A 23,506-nucleotide genomic window follows, 5' to 3' on the forward strand; every position below is an offset into this window, starting at 1 on the left:
TGGGTAGTGGATCATGGGCAGTCTGGCGAATTTTATTTTTATTAATTAGCTGAATTTTGCAAGGCTGCCAGCAGGCCGCTCATCCGCAGGGTTCTGCGGGTAATGGCTTGTTCCAGGCCAGTCTTCGTGGCAAACAAGCTGAATTTCTCGCGGGCCCGGGTAATGGCCGTATATAAAAGCTCCCGGCGGATCACTGCGCTATCCTGCGGCGGCAGAATCAGGGCCGTGTGCTGGAACTCTGAACCCTGGGATTTGTGCACGGTCATGGCCCAGGCGCTTTCGCTGTATTTGAGGCGGCTGGGGAGAATGGCGCGGGGCACGGGGTCGTTGCCGGGGAAATACACCCGTAGCTTGCCTTCGGGATCGGGAAGAGCGATACCGATGTCCCCGTTGCTCAGCCCCAGCCGGGGATCATTGCGGGTAATCAGGGCGGGGCGTCCGGCATACCAGAGCCCCTGGGTTTTGAGGAGGCCGGTTTCCTGCAGATGGTCTTCAATGGCCTGGTTGATTCCGCTAACACCCCAGGGCCCCTGGCGCAGGGCGCAAAGCAGGCGGAACGCGCCATATTGTTCGAGAATTTGCTGTACCCAAAGGGCGTGTTCCTCGATGTTTTTGCTGCCAGCCCGGCGGATATTTTCCCAGAGTGGCCGGTAACCTGAGTGGCTGTCCGCCAGTTGCAGGATCTGCGCAATTTCCGGGGCCTCGTACCATTGGAGCACTGCTTCCTGGTGGAGTGTCTGGATAGCCAGGGATGTTTGTCCCTGTTGCACGGCGTCAGCAAGCGCTCCAATTCCGGCGTTAAAGCGATGACTGCGTTGCAGTCGCACCACTCCGCTGGCAAGTGGATTGGTAGATCGGCGGTCTGCCTCCAGCGTGCAGTCGCAAGTCTCCTCCAGCCATGTGCAGGTTGCACTGTCGTAGGACCCGGTATGATTGCAAAGATCGGCAAGTACCGCGCCTGCTTCGACGGAAGCCAGCTGGTCCTGATCTCCCAGCAAAATCAGTTGGGCATGTTCGGGTAGGGCACGCAACAGGGCGGCCATCATTTCCTGATGAATCATGGAGGCTTCATCGACGATCAGCACATCCAGATCCAGGGGGTGCTGATGGTCATGGCGAAAGCGGCGGGTTCCGGGACGTGCGCCGAGCAGGCTGTGCAGGGTGCGTGCCGGACCGATGCGCGCAAAGGCGGTCGCCAGATCCTGTTGGTCCAGCGGCGGCAATTGGGCAATGGCGTTGTGCAGGGATTCATTAATGCGCACGGCAGCCTTGCCGGTAGGTGCGGCGAGCACAATCCGCAGTGAACTACTGTTGTGCCGGGCCATGAGCAGGGCCATCAGGCGGGCTGCTGTGTAGGTTTTGCCCGTACCCGGGCCACCCGTGATGATGGTGAAGCGGCCACGCATGGCCAGCGCACAGGCAATGTTCTGCCAGGGAAGATTTTCCTGCGAACCTGAAGTGTCAGCGGGGAAAAGTTGTGACAGCAGCGGTTTCAGTGTGTCTGCCGAGGCGGGATTGAGCGCCCTGCGACTGACCTGTTCTGTCAGTGTCCGGGCGATGCACTGGGCATCGCGCCAGTAGCGCCGCAGATACAGACAGCCCTGATCCAGTACCAGGGGTGTTTCGCTGTCGTCGCCCTGAAGTTTTGGGTGAGTGCGGTTGATGTGCTCCACCACCCGGCAAGTGCTGAGAATGTTGATCCATTGTTGCGGCTGGGACCATGCGGCGAGGATATGGCGAATTTCCGTGACCAGTTCTGATGGTCCGCTGAGAAAGCGGTCGGGCTCATGCAGAAAAAGGTCGAGCTGCAGACAGGTGTGTCCTTCGCCTTCCAGACGGGCGAGCAGTGCTGCCGCCAGCGGCAAGAGGGCCGGTGCCTGGGGTTCCAGACTGAGCAGAAAACGCGCAAAACTCAGATCGAGAGCCCTCAACCATTGCGCTTCCGTCCAGTCTTGCAAAAGCTGCAGAATGGCTTCGGGATTGGTATGGCATATGGCCTGACTCATGATGCGCGTTCTCCGGACGCAAACAACTGGTCCATGTCTTCAATCAGTGCCGGATTGGCGGGCAGATGAAGGATTCCGTGTTGCGGTCCTTCCAGTCCGCGCAGATAGAACAGGAGGGTTCCCCCCAAATGCACCTGCGGATCGTAATTCCCGCCCAGACGCTGCTGCAGTAAGCGGTGCAGGGCCAGTTGATAAAGACTGGCCTGCAGTTCATAACGATGTTGCAGGGTCTGCTGCTGCATGGCCTGTTCATGATAATCCTGATCCTCGCTGCCGAGGACATTGGATTTGTAATCCATGACAAAATATTGACCGGTATCAGCAAACACCAGATCCATGAAGCCGCGCATCATACCGTGCAGAACGCGATCCGGCAGGCGCGGCCGCTGCATGCCGGGAAGCATCTGGTCGGTGCAGAGTTGGTCCAGTTTCCGGCTGCGCAGTGCGGCACCGGGAAACCAGAAAGCCATTTCACTCTGATAGTGCTGCAGGTTTTCTAGGCTCAGGCCGGATGCCGTGAGGGGCGTCCGGACGATGGCTTGCAGCCATTCCAGGGTGCCTTCTGCCCAGTCGGACAGACCCGCCTGTTCACAGGCCCGGGCGATACGTGAGGTGCTGCCCTTTTGCAAAACAGTGGCGAACCCTTGCCCCGCGAGCGCTTGCAGTTGGTCATGGAGGAAAGTTCCGGCACGCATTCCCTGTGGGTATTGGTGCCAGCTGGCCCCTTGGCGGGCACGTCGTGCACTGGGCAGGGCAGATGAGGCCAGATCACGCACCAGCAGGGAAAAACTGCCTACTCCCCAGGTTTTATCGAAGTGACCATGATAATCGGGAATCCGGCTTTGCGTATTGCTGGTGCTGGCGACCAAGGGGGTAACCGGGATTTCCGTAGACAGGGGGTGGATCTGGAGGTTTTCCCTGAGTGCGGCATTTTTCTGGAGGCGGTTGAGCAGCTCGGGCAAGGCCATATGGTGGTGCTGATGCCCCAATAAATAGGCGATGGCGCTGTGGTCAAAAATGGGCGATTTAGCGGTGCTGGGTGCCGCCAGTCCCAGGAAGAGGGCATATTCCGCACGGGTCAGCGCCACGTACAGCAGGCGTAAATCTTCCTGCAGGCGGGCGCGTTCCGTCGCCTCTGAGTCGCCCCGCTCCCAAATAATGCGCGCTGCGCCATCCCCTTCGACCTGAACCTGATAATCCTCAGCCTTGTCTTTCCGGTAAGTGGCAATAAACGGCAGAAAAACCAGAGGGTATTGCAAGCCTTTGGCGGCGTGGATGGTGACGACCCGAATCAGCTCGGCATCACTTTCCAGGCGAAGAATGTGGGCATCACTCTGATCATGGCCAGCGGCGATGGCCTCGCGGAGAAAATGAATCAGCGCCTCAGGTCCTTCGCGGGTGGCGCTGGCGCTTTGCAGGAGTTCGCCAAGCTGAAGGAGATTGGTCAGGCGCCGTTCTCCATCAGGGTGGCGCAACAGCTTACGGGCTATGGCAAAGTGATGAATGCTGTGATGCAACATGGCCAAAACGCCCTGACGCCGCCATCTGCGTGACAAGTCCTGAAAATTGCCCCGTTGTTCTTCCCAGGCATTTTCATCCCGATTGAAAGCATCCAGATCCTGATGGGACAAGTCGAGTAGCGGCAGGGCCAGAGCGACGCGCAGGCGTTGGGTGTTTTCCGGATCGGCAACGGCTTCCAGCCAGAGCAGCAGTTGCTGTGCTTCGGGGCTGTCATATACAGATTGTTTTTCCGCGAGGAAAACACTGCGTACGCGCCGCCGTTGCAGGGCTTCGCGGATACAGGCAGCCTCATGACGGTCACGCACGAGAATGGCGATGTCTCTCCCGCTTACCCGTCGTATTTGTTTAGCGTTTTCCTGGCGAAAACCGGTTTCAGGATCAGCGAGTATCTGGACAATGCATTCTGCTGCCTGTTCGGCGGCATGGTACAAATAATCCGCTTTGTTGAGAGATTCTGCAGCGGACCAGATGGTCAGGGCGGGCCCGGGTTGCCTGTCGAGTTGCCAGTAGGCGTTTTTGCCTTTGGCCTGGACGGGCCAGTAGGGCAAAGGATTGTCTGCACCCGCTTTGGCATAGGCAAATGCGCCTTCGGATAGTTCTGCTTCGGCTTCGTCATAGAGCGCATTGAGCGCGGCTACCAGTGGCTTGCTGGAGCGGAAATTGGTGTCGAGCTGGTAGTGCCGGCCTGCAGTCAGGCGTCGTGCCTGCAGATAACTCAGGATGTCGGCGCCGCGAAAACGATAAATGGATTGCTTGGGATCACCAATGAGCAGCAGGAGGCGCTCGGGGGTGTTGCTTGCCGTGGCGTAAATGGCGTCGAAAATCCGGTATTGCAGGCTGGAGGTATCCTGAAATTCATCGACCATGGCCACCGGATACTGATTTTGCAGACGGCTTTTGAGTTGTTCGGCCCGGGCCGGATCACCCAGCGCGTCGGCGAGGCGACGTTGATAATCGTGAAAGCTGACCTGATGATGCATGGCTTTGAGGGTTTCCAGGCGTTGCTGAATCCAGGCGGCAGCATGGCTTTGAATATCATGATGAATTTTTTGGAATTGCGCTTTGGGGGTCTCCAGTTCGTCAAGAACGGCTTCCAGTATCCGGGCCGAAGACGGTACTTCGATAGTTCGACCTTTGTTGCAGTTTTTCTGGAGGCTGCTGGCGCGGAGTAACTGACATTTCTCCAGATTGGCGGGCAGGATTTGTTCGGGGCTATCCAGCCAGTCCTGCAAGGCTTCGAAAACCGCTTCCATGGCTTCGGGTTTGTATTTTCCGCCATTGAGCGGGTTGTCTGCCTTCGGACCATTCAGAATCTGGAGGATGTAGCTACGCAAGTCTGCCTGCTGATCAGACCAACGTTGTTTTAACATTTTAATCTGCTGTTGCAGCGCCGTTATGGATTGCGACAGCAGTGCCTGCAGAGGCCGGGAAGGCTGGCCAAAAGTCGCACCATTACCAAGCAACGGAACGATTTTACTCTGGACCTGATCGGGATCAGCAAACACCGCCAGCACCGGCTCCAGCAGGTGTTCCGGGAGTGGATATATTTCCTGCCGCCAGAAGTCGCGGATGGCATCGGCGCGGAGATCATTGTCGTCCTGCAGCAGGCTTTCGCGCAGATCACTGCCGGTCAGAAAGGCGTGTTCGCGCAGGCTGCGTTGGCACCAGGCATCAATGGTGAAAATGGCACTTTGGTCCATGGCATCGGCGGCCAGAGATAGTCGCCAGGCGGCATGCTGACGTGCGGCTGGCTCTGCATAGTCCTCTGACAAGGTCTGCAAAAATGGATCAGCTGGCTGCTGCTCCGGATCACGAAAATACGCGGCAGCCTCCTGCAGACGCTGGCGGATCCGTTCTTTCAGTTCCTGGGTCGCGGCCCGGGTGAAGGTCATCACCAGAATGTTTTCGGGGAGTAGCGGCATCAGCACGGGCTGACCGACCTGCCCATGACCGAGAATCAGGCGCAGGTACAATGCCGCAATGGTCCAGGTTTTTCCGGTGCCAGCACTGGCTTCGATGAGACGACTGCCCCAGAGTGGCATCTCCAGAGGGTTTAGCGCCGTACTCATGCGTGTGGCTCCACTTCCAGTTTTCCCAGCCAGTCGGCAAAGGGCCGGTACAGGGCTTCGGCATATTCCTGAAAGCCCCACTGGCGAGGCCCACAGCGCTGGCTGCTCAGGCGGGCAAAATCCGGATAGTCCCGGGCCAGGCCGGGGTAACGCTGTACTTCTCCGTCGCTATGCTGATTCCCTTCATAGATTGCAGCGGGGTTGGCGTTGTGGAATGCGGCCACTGCTGTTTTCAGGGTGACGGGCAGGGGCTGGAGGAGGCTTTCTCCCCAGAAATCCAGCAGTTCTTTGAGAATGTCGGAGGCATTTGCAATGGGCTGGGTGCTGTGGATCACGGCATCCTTGCCCAGCACAATGGCGCGGCTGGCAATACCCAAATCTGCGGCCAATAATTGCTGTATCCAAATATCCGCCATTTTGTCAGCCTGAATCTGGTTTTTATCATTGAGCAGGCGACTGGCACGGCACTGCAGAAAAGCCCGATGCTGGTCGGCATCCAGATACAAAGGCGGCAGCCAGTCATCCAGCAACACATGCCCCGCTTCATGATAAAGCGCATGGCGTTGATGGTCGGGCTGCCAGCTTTGCATCAGGGTTTGCCAGACGCTGAGAATGGGCACGGCGCTGCTGCGCAAGGTTTCCGCCTGCCGCTGTCCCAGAATCCCGAAGGCATATTGACCACTGCGCAATTGTGCGGCGATTTTTTGCGTCACAATGGGCAGCAGATTTTCCGTCGATTCCACAGTTGTTGCCGCTTCCAGTACGTCGTTAAGCAGACTGTATTGATCCAGTCCATTCAGGACAAAAGTTTCATTGTCTTCGCTGTCAGCCGGCGCATCCCCAAAAAATGTATCGAGACGCTGCCGGTAAAAGGCGCGTGCCGGACAACGGAAAAATTCGATGAAATCTCTCAGGGTTCTGGTCGCTGTTTCCGGAACGGCAAGTGCCGGAACGGGCTGGGCCAGATCAGATCGGGCTTCTTCTTCCGGATCAGGGAACCATTCGCGCGCCCATGTGCGGTATTTTTGTGGATGCTCCAGATATTTCCGGCTGAAAGCCTGCAGCGGGTGTTCCCGGGTGATGCGGCGGAGCACGCGGTTTTTTTCGGGCGCGGGGTCGTCGGCGGGATATTTATCCGGCCAGCCCGTGGCGATGGCATCGCGCAACTGGCTGATCATTAAGGCGGGCTGACGCAGCTGGTTATTGCGCGGGTCCCGACCCGTCCAGCTGATATACAGGATTTGCCGTGCCGCCAACAGAGCTTCCAGCATCAGGTAATGATCATCATCCCGGCGTGAGCGGTCACCCGGACGACTCATGCCCGCCAGGGCCATCAAATCATAATCCGGGCGCGGATTGCGACGCGGATAGTCCTCCTCGTTCATGCCCAACAGGCAGATCATGGCGAAGGGAACCGCCCGCATGGGTAGCAAGGTGCAGAAGGTGACTCCACCACCGAGAAAATGGCGATGTAATTCCGGCAGGTTGAGCATGTCCAGCCAGTTGGCGCGAAATACTGCCAGGGGCAGGTCTTCGGCAAAATCCGCCAGGGCACAATCTTCCAGCCACTGCTGCAGGGCGGCGTCCAGTTGTTGCATGATTTCAGCGTCATCTGCGTCTTCGGCACTGAAAAAATCGGCGAGCAACTGCCGGGCCGCTTCAGCCCAGGCCTGCGGACTCCGCGCCGTGCTCAGAGCGTGTTGCCAGTTTTCCAGACGTTCCAGCATCTGATTGAGAGGACCCAGCAGTGCTGCGTCGAGCCCCCCGGCCTCGCCGTAGGCCTCGATATGGGCGAAGTGACTGTCATGGCCATTGGCATAACCGAGATTCAGCCGCTGCAGGGCAAAAGCGCCGGTATTTTGCGCGCCGCAGTAGGACATACCCAATGCGTGGCGATGTTCTGCCGATAAACCCCAGCGCCACCCGGATTCTTCAAGCCAGGATTCGAGCAGGGGCAGATCACCGGTTTCCAAGCCAAAACGTCGACGGAAGGCCGGGCAATGCAGCAGATCACGGATTTCACTTTGCTGACAGCGCTGTTCCGGTAATTGCAGCAACCAGTCCAGTGCCTGCAGCAGGGGAGATTCTTCGCGCGCCTGCAAATCCACAATATGGTAGGGAATATAGCGTGCATCTTCGCGGTCGTACTGATCAAAAGTGGCGCGAATCAGCGGCGCAAAGCGGCTGATTTCCGGGACCATCACAATGATATCCCGAGGCTGCATGGAACCGGTGGCGAGATGGTCCAGTAGCTGGTCATGGAGAACCTGCAACTCGCGCAGGGCGCTGTGGGCGACGTGAAAAACAATGGAACGGTCGGTTTCGCAGACTGGCTGACAGTGTTCCGGAGTAATGACTTCCTGCTCGCGGATCAGTACCTGCAGTTGTCTGAGCAGGGTCTCGCCCCAGTCTTCGCTAAACAGGTCAATACGCGGGATGGCCAGCGCGCTTTGTCTGGCCCGGGTATCATCCCATTGCTCCAGCATGTTCAGAAAATCCCGACCCTGGCGACCCCATTGGGCGAGTAACACATTACATTCACTGTGCAGATTTTCGGGCGCTATCTGGCTGAGGTCCCGATCCTGGCGCAAGGGCTGGCGGCGGCGTTCGCGGCGGAGCAGTTCCCGTCCTGAAATGATGTCTCCCCAATAAAAGCGGCAGGGATTAGGTACCGCGAGAATCACCTGCACGCTTTGCCCCAGTGCAGCCAGGGCGCTCAGGCTTTGTTCGGGCAGTGTGGCCGCCCCGAACAGGACGACCCGGCGGGGCAGGGTCGGACGCGGTGTTGCTCCGTTTATCATGGCCTTTATGAAAGCCTGGTGCACTTCGGCCCGGCCCATGACGGCGCTTTTATTCTGTAGCAGCAGATCCTGCTGGACAGCCTGCCAGAGTCGAGACTGCCAACGCTGATCTGCCGGTATGCTGGCGGTTTGTCCCTGCGCGTTGCGCAACGTCTCCCGGCCCTCAGCCCAGTCCTGCAGCCAGTCACTGCGATAAACCTGATATTGGTCGAAAAGATCGGCAATTTGCGCGGCCATCTGCCAGCGGCGTTCCATGGCAGTGCTGCCGTTGCCGTTGAGATAATGCTGCAGGGGGGCAAAATCATGGGTGGATAGCAGCTGCGGAAGCAGCCGTATCAGTCGCCAGGTAAGTGCCTGTTTATCAAGAGGAGAACGGCTGGCGACCTGCTCCCGGCCCAGTACCCTGGCGTAACTGTCCCAGAGAAAACGTCCCGGCAGCATGACCTTGACGGCCGCACAAATCCCCTCGTGCTCTGCCAGGGTCCACTGCAGCCATTCGGCAATGCCGTTACTCTGGACCAGAAAAATTTCTTCTTCGAGAGGCTGCAGCGGGTGATTGCGCAGCCATTCGAGGACGGCATCACGAAGCCATTCCAGGCGGTCGCCCTGGAGGACAATAAAACCGGGCTCCAGGGAGCCGGCCAATGTTTCAGTCATGTAAGGTCCGGCAGTCATTGCTGTTCACAAAGTCTATCATCTGCAGATCCAGCATCTGGCGCAGGAGCCCCTGCATTTGCTCGGCAACTGTTTGGGCATTCCCGTCAATCTTCCCGTGGTCTTGCCAATGCTGGAAGATGGCGCTTCCAGATTGCGGGTCTGCATCCAGACTGACCAGTATTTGCAGGCTCAAGGCATCAGGCTCCAGCATCTGGACAGCGTCGACCCGATCCCGATAAAGGTACAGGGAAACCGGATTCGGGTCGAGAACGGGGGCTGCGGAGAATGTTGGCCGCAATATCAGTTGCTGGACAGGATAGGCATACTGAACCAGCGCATGAACCGCGTTCAGCCGTAGCGGGGTGGTCCAGGGATCCTGCGCTGCTGATCCACTGTGCTCGGGGAGTGTGTCGGTCTGGGCAACACCCAGAGCCAGTTCCAGCCATTCCAGGTGCGCCAGTTCCAGAGCATAAGGCAGATCCTGCTGAAGACGTTGCGGATTTTGGCTCAGATAGGCCATAAATTCATCGGGAATCTGGCGAAAAAACGGACTGCGACAGGCGTGTTCAGCAATGAACGCATCTCGCCAGCGCACATATTGGTCTTCACCCAGACAGCGAATCCACAGAGGAAAACAGGCACGCAGGGCAGCATCAAAATTACCCACCAGCAGTTCCCGGTAAAGATCTACCGCCTGGGCATCCATAAAGACTGGACGGGGTTGCTTGACCGGATTGCGCAGATGGGCAGTCAGTATCCTGAGCCGGTCCGGTTCATTGGCCGTATCAGAAATCTGCATGAGCTGCTGTTTGCTGTGCAATTTTTCGGGCCTCGCGCAATAAATCCGCCAGGGGCGGGATCTGGTTATCCCATTCCAGCAGAGTGGGCTTGGGGCCAAATTTCTCCCGACTGTGTTGCAGCAGTTTCCATACGGCAGGGTCCACAGCAGCATCGTGGGTATCAATCAGCCAGCCGTTCACATGCTGCTGGTGTCCGGCAATGTGTTGATAAACGATGCGTTCTGCGGGCAAACACTGCATAAATTCCAGAGCATCGTAGTGATGGTTGCAACTGTTCACATACAGGTTGTTGAGGTCCAATAACAGGTTGCAGCCGGATTTTGCCAGCAGCCCCAAAAGAAAGTCCTGCTCGCTCATGGTGCTGTGTGTGTAATCACCATAGTAGGCCGTGTTTTCGATAATCAAGGGCATTTTCAGGAAATCCTGGACCTGCATCACCCGCTGCGCGACATATTCCAGCATTTCTTCCGTCAGCGGCAGGGGCAATAAATCGTAAAGTTGACCCCGGTCGGAGCAAAAAGCCAGGTGCTCGCTGTAGTGCTGAATGCCGTGCTCTTGCATGAAGTCGCCCACGGCTTCCAGGAGATCCATATCGAGCGGTTCCGGCCCGCCGATGGATAGGGAAAGACCGTGACAAATAAAAGGATATCTATCCGTCAACTGACGGAGCTGCTGTTCCGGGCGGCCGCCAAAGCCAATCCAGTTTTCCGGAGCCAGTTCAAAAAAACGGATATCACTCTGGGCAAGGGCCAGTAAGTCGTCCAGAAACTCCCTGCGCAGGCCAAGGCCAATGGCATTTTCAGGCAGGTTGGCGGCGGCATGTGCTCCCGTCATTTATGCGGCTTCGGGCAGCGCTGAGTGGGCTGACGCGGGCTTCATAAATGACGGAAGCGGTGTAATCAGGAATGCATGGCCGACATGTGCATTTTTTCCATGGTTTTTTTGCCGCATTTTCCGTCATGGGCCTTGATGGCGGCTTTACTGACGCAATGTGCCTCCTTCGCCTTGGCGTTATTGGAAGCTTTGGGGGCCATCTTGTTCATGCCTTTTGAGCAATTGCCTTCCTGTTGACCTTTGCCCATCATCTGCGAGCAATTCCCTTCATTTTTGGCGCTACTGCCCATCATGGCAACTGGCTGCAGAGTTGCCATGCCCGTGGTAGCGGCAATGGCGGTTGCCGGCAATGCCGCCATGGACAAAGCAAAAGCGGAACCGAGCGCAACAGAAACATAGGTTTTTTTCATGACAAATCCTCAACAAAGTGGGTTTTTAGGGAGCAGGCCATGGTGACGCCCACCCGCAGTTTGACTAAGAGCAATCTCTCACAGCACATGAAATCCTGCAACTTTATGGTGAATAAAGGTAATCTGAATCAGAACCTGCTGGCCGTTAGCCATGGTCAGGCGCCATATTCCGCTCCGGTATTTTCCTTCGTTCAGGGTGGTCACATAATTCGCCGTCCAGTGTTTTTGCAGGTCCAATTTTTCATCAAGCCGGGCCGCCATTTCCTTAAAGCTTTGCGCTGAGGCTGCGGTCGTGAACTGGGTATCTGCATTTTCTGTCCAAAGATTGAAATCCTTGTGAACCAGGGCTGTCATCAGACGATCAAATTGTTTCTGGCTATGGTCCGGCGCCGAAATGCTGCAGTCGCCGGAACCTGCCGCCCATGCACTTTGAAAGATAAACGGCGAGGTGCTGCACAGTAATATCAGTAAAGCTCTTTTCAGCATCCTGTTTTCCTTTATGTTACAAAGAAGAGGCTTACCACCGACCCCGAGGCCAATATCCCCAACCGGGTCCGTACCATCCGGGAAAGAAACCAAAGCCGGTGCCAACAAAAACCTGTTGCTCCACCTGTGCACGGGGCGGTTCTATAGGCCACAAATACACGGTACTCGCTGCCAGTTTGGGATAGGTATAACTGAATTGACCCACATCATGGTGCTCAGTGCCGGTAATCATTCCGATAAAAGTGACCTCACGGTCGGGTCGATAAAGCATGGGATCATAAAAACCGGGTGCACAGGCCACAAAGCGGCCAATATGCGCCTCACCTTCTTCCGACTGGGGCCTGCCATTATTATGCAGGGGCTCACCCAGCACGGTGAAGCAGGTTTGTTGGGTTTCAGGTCGGGTTTCAATGATTTTCCCACCCCAGCGCACCTGATGACCATTGTAGTTACCGCTTTGGGCGGCGGCAGGGGTAATATTCGGAAAAGTACCGCTGACCGGAGTGACCGTGGCGCAACCGGAAAGGCAGGCGGCACTGATCAGGGTGGTCCAGAAAGCCAGGCGTTGCTTCGTCATGATTTTGCTCCGCAAAAATGAGACTGACCCGCATATTGACCGACACGATCCTGGATTGGTTCAAAGCCAGTCCAAGCCCTTGAATTTTAGCTTAACGGGAAGTTCCCGGTCTACCGTCATGGGTTTTGCTCCGACTCCCCCAGTAGCTGACAGCAAACAGAATGACAGCCATGACCAGTTCCTGCGCAGCCGGGATCAGCCATCCTCTGGGCCAGGACTGAAACAAAACCATGGCAATGGTCAGCACACCGAGGAGAATCATGACTCCGGCCAGTCGTGACAACACCATAAACACATTTTTAGCGGTGAATACGCCGATGCCGCGATGAACGCCGATTCCGCGCAGAAAGCTGTCCAGTTTTTGCGGTGAAATCAGATAAACCAGTGCCAGGACCAGAAAGGCAAGGATGCCCAGTGCAATGATGACTCCAATGATACTCATGATATTGACCATGGGCATGACGGCTCCTCCATGTGGATTCTTCCTGAACAGTATACCCCATCTGACCATATCCCGAGCCAAAAGTTGGTTCCAATTTTAATGGCGTCGGCTAAAAATGAGTACTGTCTTCCTGCAGTTCGGCAAAACGCGCTGCGAGAAAATCTATCAGGGCGCGTACGGCAGGGAGCAATCCCCGTCGCGAAGGAAATACGGCGTGGATAAGCTCCGGATGTGGGGCCCACGCGGGTAATATGCGCATCAAAGTGCCCGTCGCCAAAGCTTCGCGCACCATCAGTAGCGGCAGCTGGACAACTCCCACCCCGGCTATGGCTGCATCCCGCAGGGCAATCATGTCCGTAGTGACGAAGCGGGGCTGATGCGTCCGGATGACGACGGCATTTTGCGGTCCGGACAACTCCCAATGATGATTTTGCTGGAGGCTTCCCAGACCCATGCTCGGTAATTTTACCAGATCGTCGGGTTGCTGGATGCGTCCTGGCTGAAGCACCAGGGTGGGGCTGACCACCAGGCATTGACTGCGCTCGGCCAGAATACGCTGGATGAGTTCACTATCAGGCAATGGCGGTGGCCTGACCCGGATGGCGACATCCACGCCTTCACCCAGTAAATCTACCCGCCGGTTGCTGGCTTCGAGCAGTAAGGTGACCCGAGGATACTGCGCCATGAAATCCGCGAGCATGGTGCTGACCTGCAAATGCAGCAGGGCTACCGGACAGGTGAGCCGCAATACGCCTGCGGGTTCCGCCCTGACGGAATCAATGGCCTCCTGAGCCCCTTCGGCTTCCACCAGCATGGCTTTACAGTGGGTATAGTAGATTTGCCCGATTTCCGTCACGGTGAAATGGCGCGTAGAGCGTTGGATCAGGCGTACACCCAGGCGCTCTTCCAGCCCGGCGACGCGCCGGCTGAGTTTGGATTTCGGCAGGTTGATGGCACGTGCCGCCGGAGCGAAACCGCCATGCTCTACTGCCTGGACATAATAATAGAGGTCGTTCAGGTCTTCCATGGATGCATTGTCCTATATATGAGACGCTGACAAGCGAATTTGGCCACTACTCATGTTTTGGATCAATATCTATATTAACAGCGTAGCCAGTATGGACGCTTTTCAAGGAGATCGGCATGAAAAAAGTATTGGGTATTTATGATGCACCGCCTTCCCATTGGGTCGGAGATGGCTTTCCGGTCAGTTCGATGCTTTCTTATCATCAACACGGCAAAATGTTGAGTCCTTTTCTGCTGCTGGATCATGCCGGGCCTATGCATTTTACTCCCAGCCAACAGCCGCGTGGCGTAGGTACCCATCCCCATCGGGGTTTTGAGACGGTCACCATTGTTTATAAGGGCGAGGTCGCCCACAAGGATTCAACCGGTCGTGGTGGAATAATCGGCCCCGGCGATGTGCAGTGGATGACTGCGGGCTCAGGAATTTTGCATGAGGAATTCCATTCGCCAGCCTTCACGGCAGCCGGGGGCGAGCTGGAGATGGTGCAGCTCTGGGTGAATCTTCCGGCGCGAAACAAAATGACGACGCCTGCTTATCAGACCATTGTGGATGGAGATATTCCGCAAGTAGCTTTGCCGGAACAGGCTGGATCATTACGGGTGATTGCGGGTGAATATGCCGGAGAAAAAGGCCCGGCCCATACTTTTTCGCCGCTACAGGTCTGGGATATTCGTCTGCAGGCCGGGGGGCGCAGTCAATGGACGCTGCCCGAAGGATGGAATGTGGCGCTGGTGCTGTTGCAAGGAGAATTGACGGTGAACGGTGAAAATGTGCTAAGGGCCGCGCAGATGCTGGTGCTGGATGCTGCGGCCCGGGATTTTTCCATTGAAGCCCACAGTGATGCGGTGCTTTTGCTGCTCAGTGGCGAACCGCTGGATGAGCCTATTGTCGGATATGGTCCATTTGTCATGAACACGGAAGCGGAAATTCAACAGGCCATTGCAGATTTCAGAAGTGGCCGTTTCGGGCAGATGGAACAATGAATATCATTCTTTGCTGTCGACAAGAAGATTTTCGATGCGGCGATCTGGAATCAACCATAAAAAAGCGAGTCCCAGATAAATAAGTTTGGCGGCTGTGGGTGACCATTGAGCGGAAATAATGCCTATGAAATAGAAGATGGGCGAGACTTTTCCTTTCCAGTCCCGACCAATGGCGCGCCGCAGGGTCGGTGCTCCGGCTGCGATAATGCGCTGCTGAAGGATGAAATAGGCAATGGCAGCCATGAAAAGGACCACGCCGTATAATTCTGTAGGTGCTGTGGCGAAATGGTTTTCACCCATCCAACTGGTGACGAAGGGAAAAAGTGATAACCAGAACAGCAGATGCAAATTGGCCCAGAGAATACTGCCGGTGATTTTCCCACTGGCTTGCAGCATGTTGTGATGGTTGTTCCAGTAAATACCGACGTAAATAAAGCTCATTATGTAGCTGAGAAATACGGGCAGCACGGGTAACAGTGCTGCCATATTTTCCCCGTGAGGGACCTTCATTTCGATGACCATGATGGTGATGATGATGGCAATGACACCATCACTGAAGGCTTCTAAACGGTTTCTGCCCATGCTTTCTCCCTGACTGTCTGCAGTTAGTCAGGGCATATTAAGCATGATTATTCCGTCAGGGAATATTTCGGGCTTACAAATCCCCCCAATCCGGTTCAGCCAGACGGTATTGATCATTTTCATATTGATAGCGCCGTTCCCAGGGGCGCGGAGTGAGTTCCTCCCCGGTCTGCTTGATAGCCAGCACCTGATGCAACGCCGACCAGTTGCGCCAGAAGGCATAAGCGCAACCCGCCATGTAAATGGCCCAGATCCGGTAGCGTTTATCCCCGACCATGGCCGTAGCTTCGTCCTTATGGGCTTCCAGACGGTCCACCCAATGAATCAGGGTTTGGGCATAGTGTGGCCGCAGGTTTTCGACATCAATCACCTCAAGATTCTGTCCGGCCATATCCCGGACGAGGCGCCAGAGGTGGGGAATTTCACCATCGGGAAACACATATTTATCCATGAAATCACTGCCGGAATGATGTCCCGCCTCGTCGTCCTGCTGGCTGGCGGTAATGCCATGATTCATGACCCAACCACCTTCCTTGAGCACCCGGTTGATGACCTCAAAATATTCGGGTAACTTGGCCCGACCCACGTGCTCGAACATGCCGACGGATGACACCTTGTCAAAATAATCGCGTTCGGGAATATCGCGGTAGTCCTGCAGACGAATTTCTACCCGATCGGCGAGGCCTTCCTTTTCAATACGCTCTTTGGCAAAGGCAAACTGCTCCTCACTGAGGGTAACGCCCACCCCCTGAATGCCATAGTGTTTGGCGGCCCAGGTCAGCAGGCCGCCCCAGCCACAGCCAATATCCAGGAGTTTTTCACCAGGCTGCAGATGGAGTTTGCGGCAGATGTGATCCAGTTTCTGCTCCTGGGCAACATCAATATCTTCTTTGCCGGTTTTGAAATAGCCACAGGAGTATACCATGTTGCGATCCAGCCAAAGCTTGTAGAAGTCGTTGGAGACATCGTAATGATAGTGAATAGCTTCCCTGTCCTTGGCTTTGCTGTGTAAGGCCTTGTGGAGAATGCCGGTTTTGGGCTTTTTGACTGGAAATGCGTCGCTGAGGCCTTCGGCAACAGCAAGAATGTCCTGGTAGCGTCCTTCAATGCCGATAGTGCCTTCCACATAGCCTTCGCCCAGTACATCCAGAGCGCTGCCGGTGAGGAGCTGGGTAATGACGCTCGCTGATTTGAGATGCATGGTGACCAGTGTGGGTTCATCGAAAGCATATTCGTGACCATCCCAAAAAATGACCCGTAAGGGCAGCGCCTTGTCATTGAGGCCTTTTTTGACATGATCCAGAAAGTTACTTCGTAAGTCTTTCACGTGAAATTTCCTCCCGTATCTGGAGATGAATGATGACGATCAATGTGGCTGTATACACAACCCTCAACCATTTCTTGATTGTAGAACAAATTCCTCCGTTCTGATTTTGGAGATGAATCCAAACCCTTGGTGCTGACTGCTGTGTTATTGTTATGCAAGGCGCAATGATGTTGATGTATTCAACGCTTCTTCTGCGGCGACCCTGACGGCATGTGCTGCGTGATGGCTTAATCCCTGCAGCGCGGAAACTTTTTCCGGGCTATCCGGGACACTTTTTATGGCGCGGATGACGGCCAGCCCCTGTATAACATCTACGGGGTAAGACATTGCGCATTCAGCAAGAGGGCCTGCCGCTTCCGCATGGTTCTGATTGGCGAGACTGAGTATGGCCCCCATTCTTACTTCCGAATGGGGATTTTTGAGTGCCCAGATCAGACGATCATAATAAGGGGTTTGTCGTTCCCAGGCCTCAATGTTGCGACCACAGGCCGGACAAATCTCTACAGCAACCGGAATTTCAGCGAAGCAGAGCGGGCAGTAATGATGATTCATGCGCAGCCGCAGTCAGCTTCCCAGCGCAGAATGTGATTGCCGGGTACCAGTTCGAGCAGGTGGGGCATGACCGCATCGACGGTCTCCGGCTCGTCGAAAAACTCCAGTACCAGGGGCAGATGCACGTTCAGACGCAATACATCATCGGCATGCACCACGCCCTTGCTGCCAAAGCCGGCAATACCCCGGAAGGCGGTGACCCCATGCACTTTGTACTGATCGTGGAGCATACGAAATATCTCCTCCATCAAATTGTGGCCATCGTGTTTATCGCCTTCTTTGATGTAAATACGGACTACGGAAACGCTGGTCATGATTTTCACCTCTCTTAAATACTGCGGGATACCCAGGCACCGGCAAATGCCGCTGCCACACACAGGAACAGTGAAGAAAACATATAGAGCAAACCTTTCAGTGCTTCGCCGTTTTCAAAAAGAACGAGAGTCTCCAGGGAGAAGGTCGAGAAGGTGGTGTAAGCGCCAAGGCCCCCGGTAAGCATGCCTGTACGTAATTCCGGACTGAGAGAAATACGTTCGAGAGTTTCAAAAAAAAGAAAGCCCATGATGAAACAGCCCATGACGTTGATACTCAGGGTTGCCCATGGAAAACCCCGCCCGAATACCGTTTGGACCAGCAGACTCTGTCCGTATCGTGCCCAGGCACCCAAAACGGCAAATATGGCGATGAAGCCGAAAGTGGCAAACATTTCTACTCCTTAATTAATTAAATATAAAAAACACTCGCAAAAATAATGATGAGCATTACTCCGATATAGGCCAGATAGGCATTCAGGGAACCATTTTGTAAGGCCAGTCCCAGCCGGTCACTCATGATCTGCACAAAGCGCACCACAGGACGAAATAACCAGGGACCGAATACCGGGGCCTGACTGTAATCAAAGCGCAATTCCCGCACAAAATAATCCCGCTCGGTATGGCTTCTTCGGGTATTGGTACGGGGACGGTAGACAAAGCTGTAGAATTCACGCAAAGCGTTGGAAAAAGCCAAAGCCGTGACCGCATTATTGGCCGGTATCTGGCGTAATCCGTGACCCCAGACCGGCACCCGTTTGCGCCCCTGACGAAGATGGCTCCAGCCCAGCATGGCTAATGGAATCAGGGATAGTAGCAGTCCCATCAGCAGCAGCAGCGGAGGTGAAATAAAGGCAAAATGAAAACGCAGAGGGATCAGGATTGGTCCTTTCACCATGCTGGCCAGGGCGGCGGGAACAGCGGGCCAGTTATCGTCGGCGAGAAAGCCGAGGGTCCAGGGCAGTGCTGCAGCATACCCCAGAACCAGCAGGCCCAAAGCAAGAATGGGCCAGCGTCCGGTAATACGGTGTTGATTTTCCTCGCGACCCAGTAAACCCAGGCCGAAAACCTTGATCATGGTGGCCAGGGCGATGGCGGCAGTCAGTGCCAATCCCGCTCCACCCAAAGCCAGGGTGACTCTGGCGGCAGAACTGGTCAGATGAAAATCCTGAAAGACCGTCTGGAATAAATACCATTCTCCCGCAAACCCGGCAGTAGGCGGCATGGCGGCCAGACTCATGGCGCCCAGCAGTGCGCCGATGCCCAGGGTCCAGGGAGCGAGTGCCAGCACCCGGCTCTGCGCTATGTGGTAATCGCCACGCACACTGGCGACCCGGTCGGCACTCAGCATCATGCTGCCTTTGGCCAGGCTGTGACCGCCCAGATGAATGAGACCTACGGTCCAGGCCAGGGTGCTGAGCATATTCAGACCGTCAGCCCGGAACAGGGAGGCGGCACCCAGCGCGACGACCGCTAATCCGGCGTTTTCAGCCGTGGAAAAAGCCAGCAGGCGGCGCCAGTCTTCCTGCTGAAAGGCATATAAAATGGCCAGAATAGCGGTGATGGTGCCCAATGCAACCAGTAAAATACCGGTGCCGGTAGCGCTGCTCCGGGGTAGCCAGTCGAGCACGGCCCGGCCCAGGGCAAAATAGGCCACATTGAGGATGATACCGGATAATAATGCCCCCGATGCGCCACTGCCGCTACTGTAGGCACCGGGATACCACTCGTAGAAGGGCAAAATGCCCAGCTTGGCACCAAAGCCAATGATGAACAGAATGGCAATGCCAAAGGCCGCTGATCCATAAGTTGCCCAGGACCCCGCCCAGGCCGTAAATTCAGTATTCCTGGCTCCCAGTAAGAGCAGGCACAGCAATAAAGCGACAGCGCCAATCTCGAGCAGGGCCAGCATATACAAATTGGATTGACCGCTTTTTTCACGATTCTGCAGTCCGTCGGCAAGCAGCATGATGGCGCCGCCAAAACTCAAAAATTCCCAGGCAATCAGAAAGGCGATCCCTTCCTGTAAACCGGCAACCCCGAGACTTCCCAGTAAAGCCAGCCCTGCCCCGGACATCCAGATGCCGGGATTTTTGGCGCGGCTGGGGGAAAGGAAGGCGGCCAACGCGGCGAGTCCACCCCAGAAGACCAGCCAGGCGGCAGCCGCCTGCAGGTGCCAGGTCACGGGAATGCTGCCCAGGGACCAAAGCTGTCCAGTGTCAGGGCCAGATCCTGCTAGCAGACTGAGGACGCTGCCCACCAGTATCGCCACGGTGCCAAAAATGAGGGCAATCCGTGCGCCGGAACTGAGACGCAGCAGACCGAGAATAATGGCGAGAACAAAAAGCAGTGCGCCCAGCAGGAAACTATTGAGCATATTGGCCTCCTGTTACTTTTTGCGGCATGCGTTCTACCAGAAGCAGCAGGGCATGAATGAGTGCTGCCGGATTGGGTGGACAGCCCGGCAGCCAGATGTCCACCGGGAGAATGCCTTCCAGTCCCGATCCTCCGGCATAACCCTCATCCATGGGCGCGCCTGAGACGGCACAGGTGCCGGTAGCCATGACACTACGTGGTTCGGGCATGGCTTCCCAGGTGGCCAGCAGTACGTCGTGCATGGGTGCGGTTACGGGTCCCGTGACCATCAGCAGGTCGGCAAAACGCGGTGAGGGCGTAAAGAAAATGCCCAGTCGGTGCAAATTATAAAAGGGATTGTCCAGCGCACTGATTTCGGACTCGCAGGCATTGCAGGAACCGGCGTCCACATGGCGAATGTGCAGACTGCGGCGCTGGCTGGCCGCAATGCGTTTGCGAAGGTCTGCGGCCTCAGCACTTTCCAGTGCCGCTGACCAGATGAGATCACTGCGCTGACGCACGCCAAAAGCCCAGTCGTAGGAACTTTGCATGGCCCCCTCAGGGCATTCCTCCACGCAACGCTGGCAGACAATACAGCGCCCATAATCGATCACCGGTTCGCCATCCACCTGATGAATGGCCTGAGTGGGGCAGCTCTCCACACAAAGATCACAACCGCTGCGGCAGGCCGCGATATCCAGGCGCGGCATTCCCAATACCCCTTCCTGACCATCGGGTCCACTTTGGGGCCAGCGGGTAGCAGCCTTACCGGCTTTAAGTCCTGTCCAGGTCCATAATGGCATGATTTTCTCCTAGCGGTCGCAACCGGCAATGGTGAGGCCGAAGCTTGCTTCGTTAATGGCGTAATCCATCATGTTGGTACCGTGTACCGTCAGTGGAAACACCCGCCAGTTGGAAAACGAGGGCGATTTGATTTTGACCCGTTGCAGGCGTCCATCCTCAATGCGGACGGCGTAAATCAGCGTGCCTCGCGGGGTTTCGGCCCAGCCCAGGCCCTGCTGTGCTCCGCCTGGCACGTCGAATTCCGCATGCACAGGACCGGCTTTGAGACGACCCGAAGCCTGTACCAGCAGGGCAATGGCTTCCCGCAGGGCTTCCCCACGAACATCACTACGGGCCATGGCATCACCTTTCTGGCGCACTGGTACGTTGAAACGTAATTTGTGGTAAGCCGCATAAGGATGGTCCCGGCGCAAATCACGATCGAGCCCGGAAGCGCGGGCGACGGGACCGGTAGCCCCCTGATCAAAAGCGGCACTTGGCGAAAGTACGCCGGTGCCCATCAGGCGATCCAGGTGGGTCGCCGTTTGCTGCAACCGATCCAGATAAGCCTCGCCTTCATCAATGATGGGCTCCAGAGCATGGGCCAAATGCTCGGCCTGCAAGTCCCGGCGGAGCCCACCTACCCGCAGCAGGCTACGTAAATAGCGGGAACCCGTTAATTCTCCGGCCAGTTGTTTGACTTTTTCTTCCATCAGGAAGCCGGTGGCGGCACCGACTTTGAGGGTCGTGGTTTTGGACAGCTGTCCAAAATAGTGGAAATGGTTATAGAGACGCTCCAGTTCCACAAGGATCACCCGCAGCAGTTGCGCCCGGGGCGGGACTTCAATGCCCCAGGCATTTTCAACGGCCTGACAATAGGCGAGAGCATGGCAGGCACTGCCCACTCCGGAAACCCGCTCGGCCAGGTAAACACTGCGCTGCGCGTCCTGGCCGGCAAAACGGGCTTCCATGCCCCGGTGCTTGAAAAACAGGCGCGGATGGTAGTGAAGAATGGCCTCACCAATATAGGAATAGTGAAATTCACCAGTTTCCACCACATCAGCACGCACCGGCCCCCAGTACAAATCCTGCACCTGATCCCCCTGCACTTCGGGCATGGTGGGGGGCTGGTAAAGGCCGCTCAGGTGACCTGAACTGCCGTTTATGCCGAGGGGCGGCTGGGGAATGCTGAAACCTTCGTGAATAATGAGGGGAAAGGGTTCGGGATGCCCGGTAAAATGCAGACCGCCCAGGTCCTGCATTTCCCGTTCGTACCAGCCCAGGAGCGGTACAAGCGCTGCGAGCGAAGGAATGGTATCCGTGCCGCGTAATTCCAGCAGGACAAATTCGGGATTGTCTTTCTGGCTCAACAAATAACGCACGACGCATTGCTGCCCTTCCCAGTCATGCCAGGCCATGAGGAAACGCATCTGCTGATCCAGGCATTCCTGAGCGACTGCTGCAAGCTGCCCCGCAGTGACAGAGCGAATGCTGCAATTATTCATGGGACTGTGCATATTCATGGCTGCACCATAAATGCCTGTTGGAAAAATCCCCACAAGCCACTGGGCCACCAAAGTCCCAGTACCAGCACAGGAATCAGGGCCAGCCACATGGGTAGGCTATTCCACAGGGATAAATTGAGGGTGGGCACTTCATCGGGTTCCGGTTCCGGACCCCAGATCATGCGCCGGAAATGATTCATGAAGGCAATAAATATGAGAATGAGCAGAATGGCCATCACCCAGACTGCCCAAGGGTTGGGGCTGAGAATGCCACCCCGCAAAATGGTCAGCTCCGATAAAAACAAGCCGAAGGGCGGGGCTCCGGTAATAGCCACAGCACCCAGTAACCAGAGAGCGCCCGTCACCGGATAGTAGCGCAGTACCTGACGCATTTTACTCATGGACTTGGTGCCGTAAGCACGCATCATGTTGCCCGCCCCGAAAAACATCAGGGATTTATTCATGGAGTGATTGACCATGTGATACATGGCTCCGGCAAAGGCAATGGGGCCACCAAAGCCGAAACCAATGGCCAGTACTCCCATATGTTCCAGGGAGGAATAGGCCAGCATGCGCTTGGCGCCATCCTGACGAACGATAAACAGGCCTGCCACAAAAAGGGATATTACGCCCAGTACCAGTAGTGCAGTGTGCCCCATGAGGCTGTAACCGCCACTGTCGACAATGGATAAAAACCGATAAATCCCCAGCAGGGCAATGTTGAGCAAAGCACCGGAAAGCATGGCGGACACCGGGGCCGGGCCTTCGCTGTGGGCATCAGGTAGCCAGGTATGCATGGGGGCGAGACCCACCTTGGTGCCAAAACCCACCAGCGTCAGGAGAAAAGCCAAAAACAAAAGGGTTTCGGGAACCTTGGGGGCGATTTCACGGAGATTGGCCCAGGTCAGGGCATAAGTCGGGCCGAGCACAAAGGTGCCACCCCAGTAAAAAAGGATAATACCCAACAGGGCCAGGGCCAGCCCCGCAGAAACGACAATCAGGTACTTCCAGGCCGCTTCGATGCATTCGGCTTCTTTCTCGAAACCCACAAGAAAAGCGCTGACAATGGTCGTGAAATCAATGGCAATCCAGAAAATACCGGGATTGTTCATCAACGGCGCAATGAGCATGGTCAAGGCAAAACCCGCCTGCAGGGCATAGTATTTGTGCAGTCGGGGTTTTTCTTCGGGCAGCAGGCGCATGTAGCCAATGGCGTAAATGGACGCCAGCAGATAAACCAGGCCCACGCAAAACAGCACCCAGGCCCCCAGAGGGGTCAATAAAATGTATTGCTCTCCGGTGACCAGAGCCTTATCGGGAACGGCCACGAGAATCGCCAGAGTCAGGCCGAAAACTGCTATGGAAGTCAGCAGGTTGAGATATTCGGCCAGATGCGGCAGACGCAGGGCGAGCATCAGAATGATGGCGACGGCGGGGATGATCCAAAGTGCGGCAATCAGTGCATCAAAATTCACCAT

Annotated in this window: 20 protein-coding genes; 1 reads left to right on the plus strand and 19 read right to left on the minus strand. The window is 56.0% G+C overall.

The window, feature by feature from the left end:
• Positions 1-41: 41 nt before the first annotated feature.
• The 10 genes from recD to H7F11_RS00670 all read right to left on the minus strand — a co-directional run bounded on the left by recD (position 42) and on the right by H7F11_RS00670 (position 13,630).
• Entirely contained in the window at positions 42-2,006 is a 1,965-nt protein-coding gene (gene recD / locus H7F11_RS00625; RefSeq protein WP_193650416.1) for an exodeoxyribonuclease V subunit alpha, read from the minus strand.
• Positions 2,003-5,596, minus strand: coding sequence for an exodeoxyribonuclease V subunit beta (gene recB, locus H7F11_RS00630; protein WP_193650417.1), 3,594 nt, complete (start codon positions 5,594-5,596; stop codon positions 2,003-2,005). The genes recD and recB overlap by 4 nt, the downstream gene beginning before the upstream one ends.
• Complete coding sequence (gene recC, locus H7F11_RS00635) at positions 5,593-9,054, minus strand: exodeoxyribonuclease V subunit gamma (protein ID WP_193650418.1); 3,462 nt, start codon at positions 9,052-9,054, stop codon at positions 5,593-5,595. Before recC ends, recB begins: the two co-directional genes overlap by 4 nt.
• Complete coding sequence (locus H7F11_RS00640) at positions 9,047-9,853, minus strand: DUF2063 domain-containing protein (RefSeq protein ID WP_193650419.1); 807 nt, start codon at positions 9,851-9,853, stop codon at positions 9,047-9,049. The genes recC and H7F11_RS00640 overlap by 8 nt, the downstream gene beginning before the upstream one ends.
• Entirely contained in the window at positions 9,840-10,688 is an 849-nt protein-coding gene (locus tag H7F11_RS00645; RefSeq protein WP_193650420.1) for a DUF692 domain-containing protein, read from the minus strand. Before H7F11_RS00645 ends, H7F11_RS00640 begins: the two co-directional genes overlap by 14 nt.
• A 65-nt stretch (positions 10,689-10,753) precedes the next feature.
• Positions 10,754-11,098 (minus strand): hypothetical protein, encoded by a 345-nt coding sequence (locus H7F11_RS00650; RefSeq protein WP_193650421.1) that lies wholly within the window; start codon positions 11,096-11,098, stop codon positions 10,754-10,756.
• 78 nt (positions 11,099-11,176) lie between these two features.
• A complete protein-coding gene (locus H7F11_RS00655) occupies positions 11,177-11,584 on the minus strand; it encodes a hypothetical protein (RefSeq protein ID WP_193650422.1) in 408 nt (135 codons plus the stop codon).
• 31 nt (positions 11,585-11,615) lie between these two features.
• Positions 11,616-12,161, minus strand: coding sequence for a Slp family lipoprotein (locus H7F11_RS00660; RefSeq protein ID WP_193650423.1), 546 nt, complete (start codon positions 12,159-12,161; stop codon positions 11,616-11,618).
• Between the two features lie 91 nt (positions 12,162-12,252).
• Complete coding sequence (locus H7F11_RS00665; RefSeq protein ID WP_193650424.1) at positions 12,253-12,621, minus strand: hypothetical protein; 369 nt, start codon at positions 12,619-12,621, stop codon at positions 12,253-12,255.
• Between the two features lie 91 nt (positions 12,622-12,712).
• Positions 12,713-13,630 carry a LysR family transcriptional regulator gene (locus H7F11_RS00670; protein WP_193650425.1) on the minus strand — a complete coding sequence of 306 codons (918 nt, stop codon included), beginning with the start codon at positions 13,628-13,630 and terminating at the stop codon, positions 12,713-12,715.
• Between the two features lie 116 nt (positions 13,631-13,746).
• Here H7F11_RS00670 and H7F11_RS00675 point away from each other — a divergent pair, with 116 nt between their 5' ends.
• Complete coding sequence (locus H7F11_RS00675; protein WP_193650426.1) at positions 13,747-14,613, plus strand: pirin family protein; 867 nt, start codon at positions 13,747-13,749, stop codon at positions 14,611-14,613.
• Positions 14,614-14,616: 3 nt separating this feature from the next.
• Here H7F11_RS00675 and H7F11_RS00680 read toward each other — a convergent pair whose 3' ends face one another.
• From H7F11_RS00680 to H7F11_RS00720, 9 genes are all read right to left on the minus strand, one after another.
• Positions 14,617-15,195 (minus strand): TMEM175 family protein, encoded by a 579-nt coding sequence (locus H7F11_RS00680; RefSeq protein WP_193650427.1) that lies wholly within the window; start codon positions 15,193-15,195, stop codon positions 14,617-14,619.
• A gap of 73 nt (positions 15,196-15,268) precedes the next feature.
• Positions 15,269-16,522: a class I SAM-dependent methyltransferase gene (locus H7F11_RS00685; protein WP_193650428.1), complete on the minus strand. Its 1,254-nt coding sequence runs from the start codon at positions 16,520-16,522 to the stop codon at positions 15,269-15,271.
• Between the two features lie 150 nt (positions 16,523-16,672).
• Entirely contained in the window at positions 16,673-17,074 is a 402-nt protein-coding gene (locus H7F11_RS00690) for a HEAT repeat domain-containing protein (RefSeq protein WP_193650429.1), read from the minus strand.
• Positions 17,071-17,388 (minus strand): DUF190 domain-containing protein, encoded by a 318-nt coding sequence (locus H7F11_RS00695; RefSeq protein WP_031571589.1) that lies wholly within the window; start codon positions 17,386-17,388, stop codon positions 17,071-17,073. Before H7F11_RS00695 ends, H7F11_RS00690 begins: the two co-directional genes overlap by 4 nt.
• 14 nt (positions 17,389-17,402) lie before the next feature.
• The gene (crcB, locus tag H7F11_RS00700; RefSeq protein ID WP_031571590.1) at positions 17,403-17,780 is read right to left on the minus strand and encodes a fluoride efflux transporter CrcB; all 378 of its coding nucleotides are present in this window, start codon (positions 17,778-17,780) and stop codon (positions 17,403-17,405) included.
• 17 nt (positions 17,781-17,797) lie between these two features.
• Positions 17,798-19,762, minus strand: coding sequence for a proton-conducting transporter membrane subunit (locus H7F11_RS00705; RefSeq protein ID WP_193650430.1), 1,965 nt, complete (start codon positions 19,760-19,762; stop codon positions 17,798-17,800).
• A complete protein-coding gene (locus H7F11_RS00710; RefSeq protein ID WP_010639337.1) occupies positions 19,752-20,543 on the minus strand; it encodes a 4Fe-4S binding protein in 792 nt (263 codons plus the stop codon). Before H7F11_RS00710 ends, H7F11_RS00705 begins: the two co-directional genes overlap by 11 nt.
• Positions 20,544-20,552: 9 nt before the next feature.
• A complete protein-coding gene (locus tag H7F11_RS00715; protein WP_193650431.1) occupies positions 20,553-22,046 on the minus strand; it encodes a nickel-dependent hydrogenase large subunit in 1,494 nt (497 codons plus the stop codon).
• On the minus strand, positions 22,043-23,506 hold the full coding sequence (locus tag H7F11_RS00720) for a proton-conducting transporter membrane subunit (RefSeq protein ID WP_193650432.1): 1,464 nt from the start codon (positions 23,504-23,506) through the stop codon (positions 22,043-22,045). Before H7F11_RS00720 ends, H7F11_RS00715 begins: the two co-directional genes overlap by 4 nt.

It is taken from the genome of Acidithiobacillus sp. HP-2, from assembly GCF_015100155.1.
Classification (GTDB): Bacteria; Pseudomonadota; Gammaproteobacteria; order Acidithiobacillales; family Acidithiobacillaceae; genus Acidithiobacillus.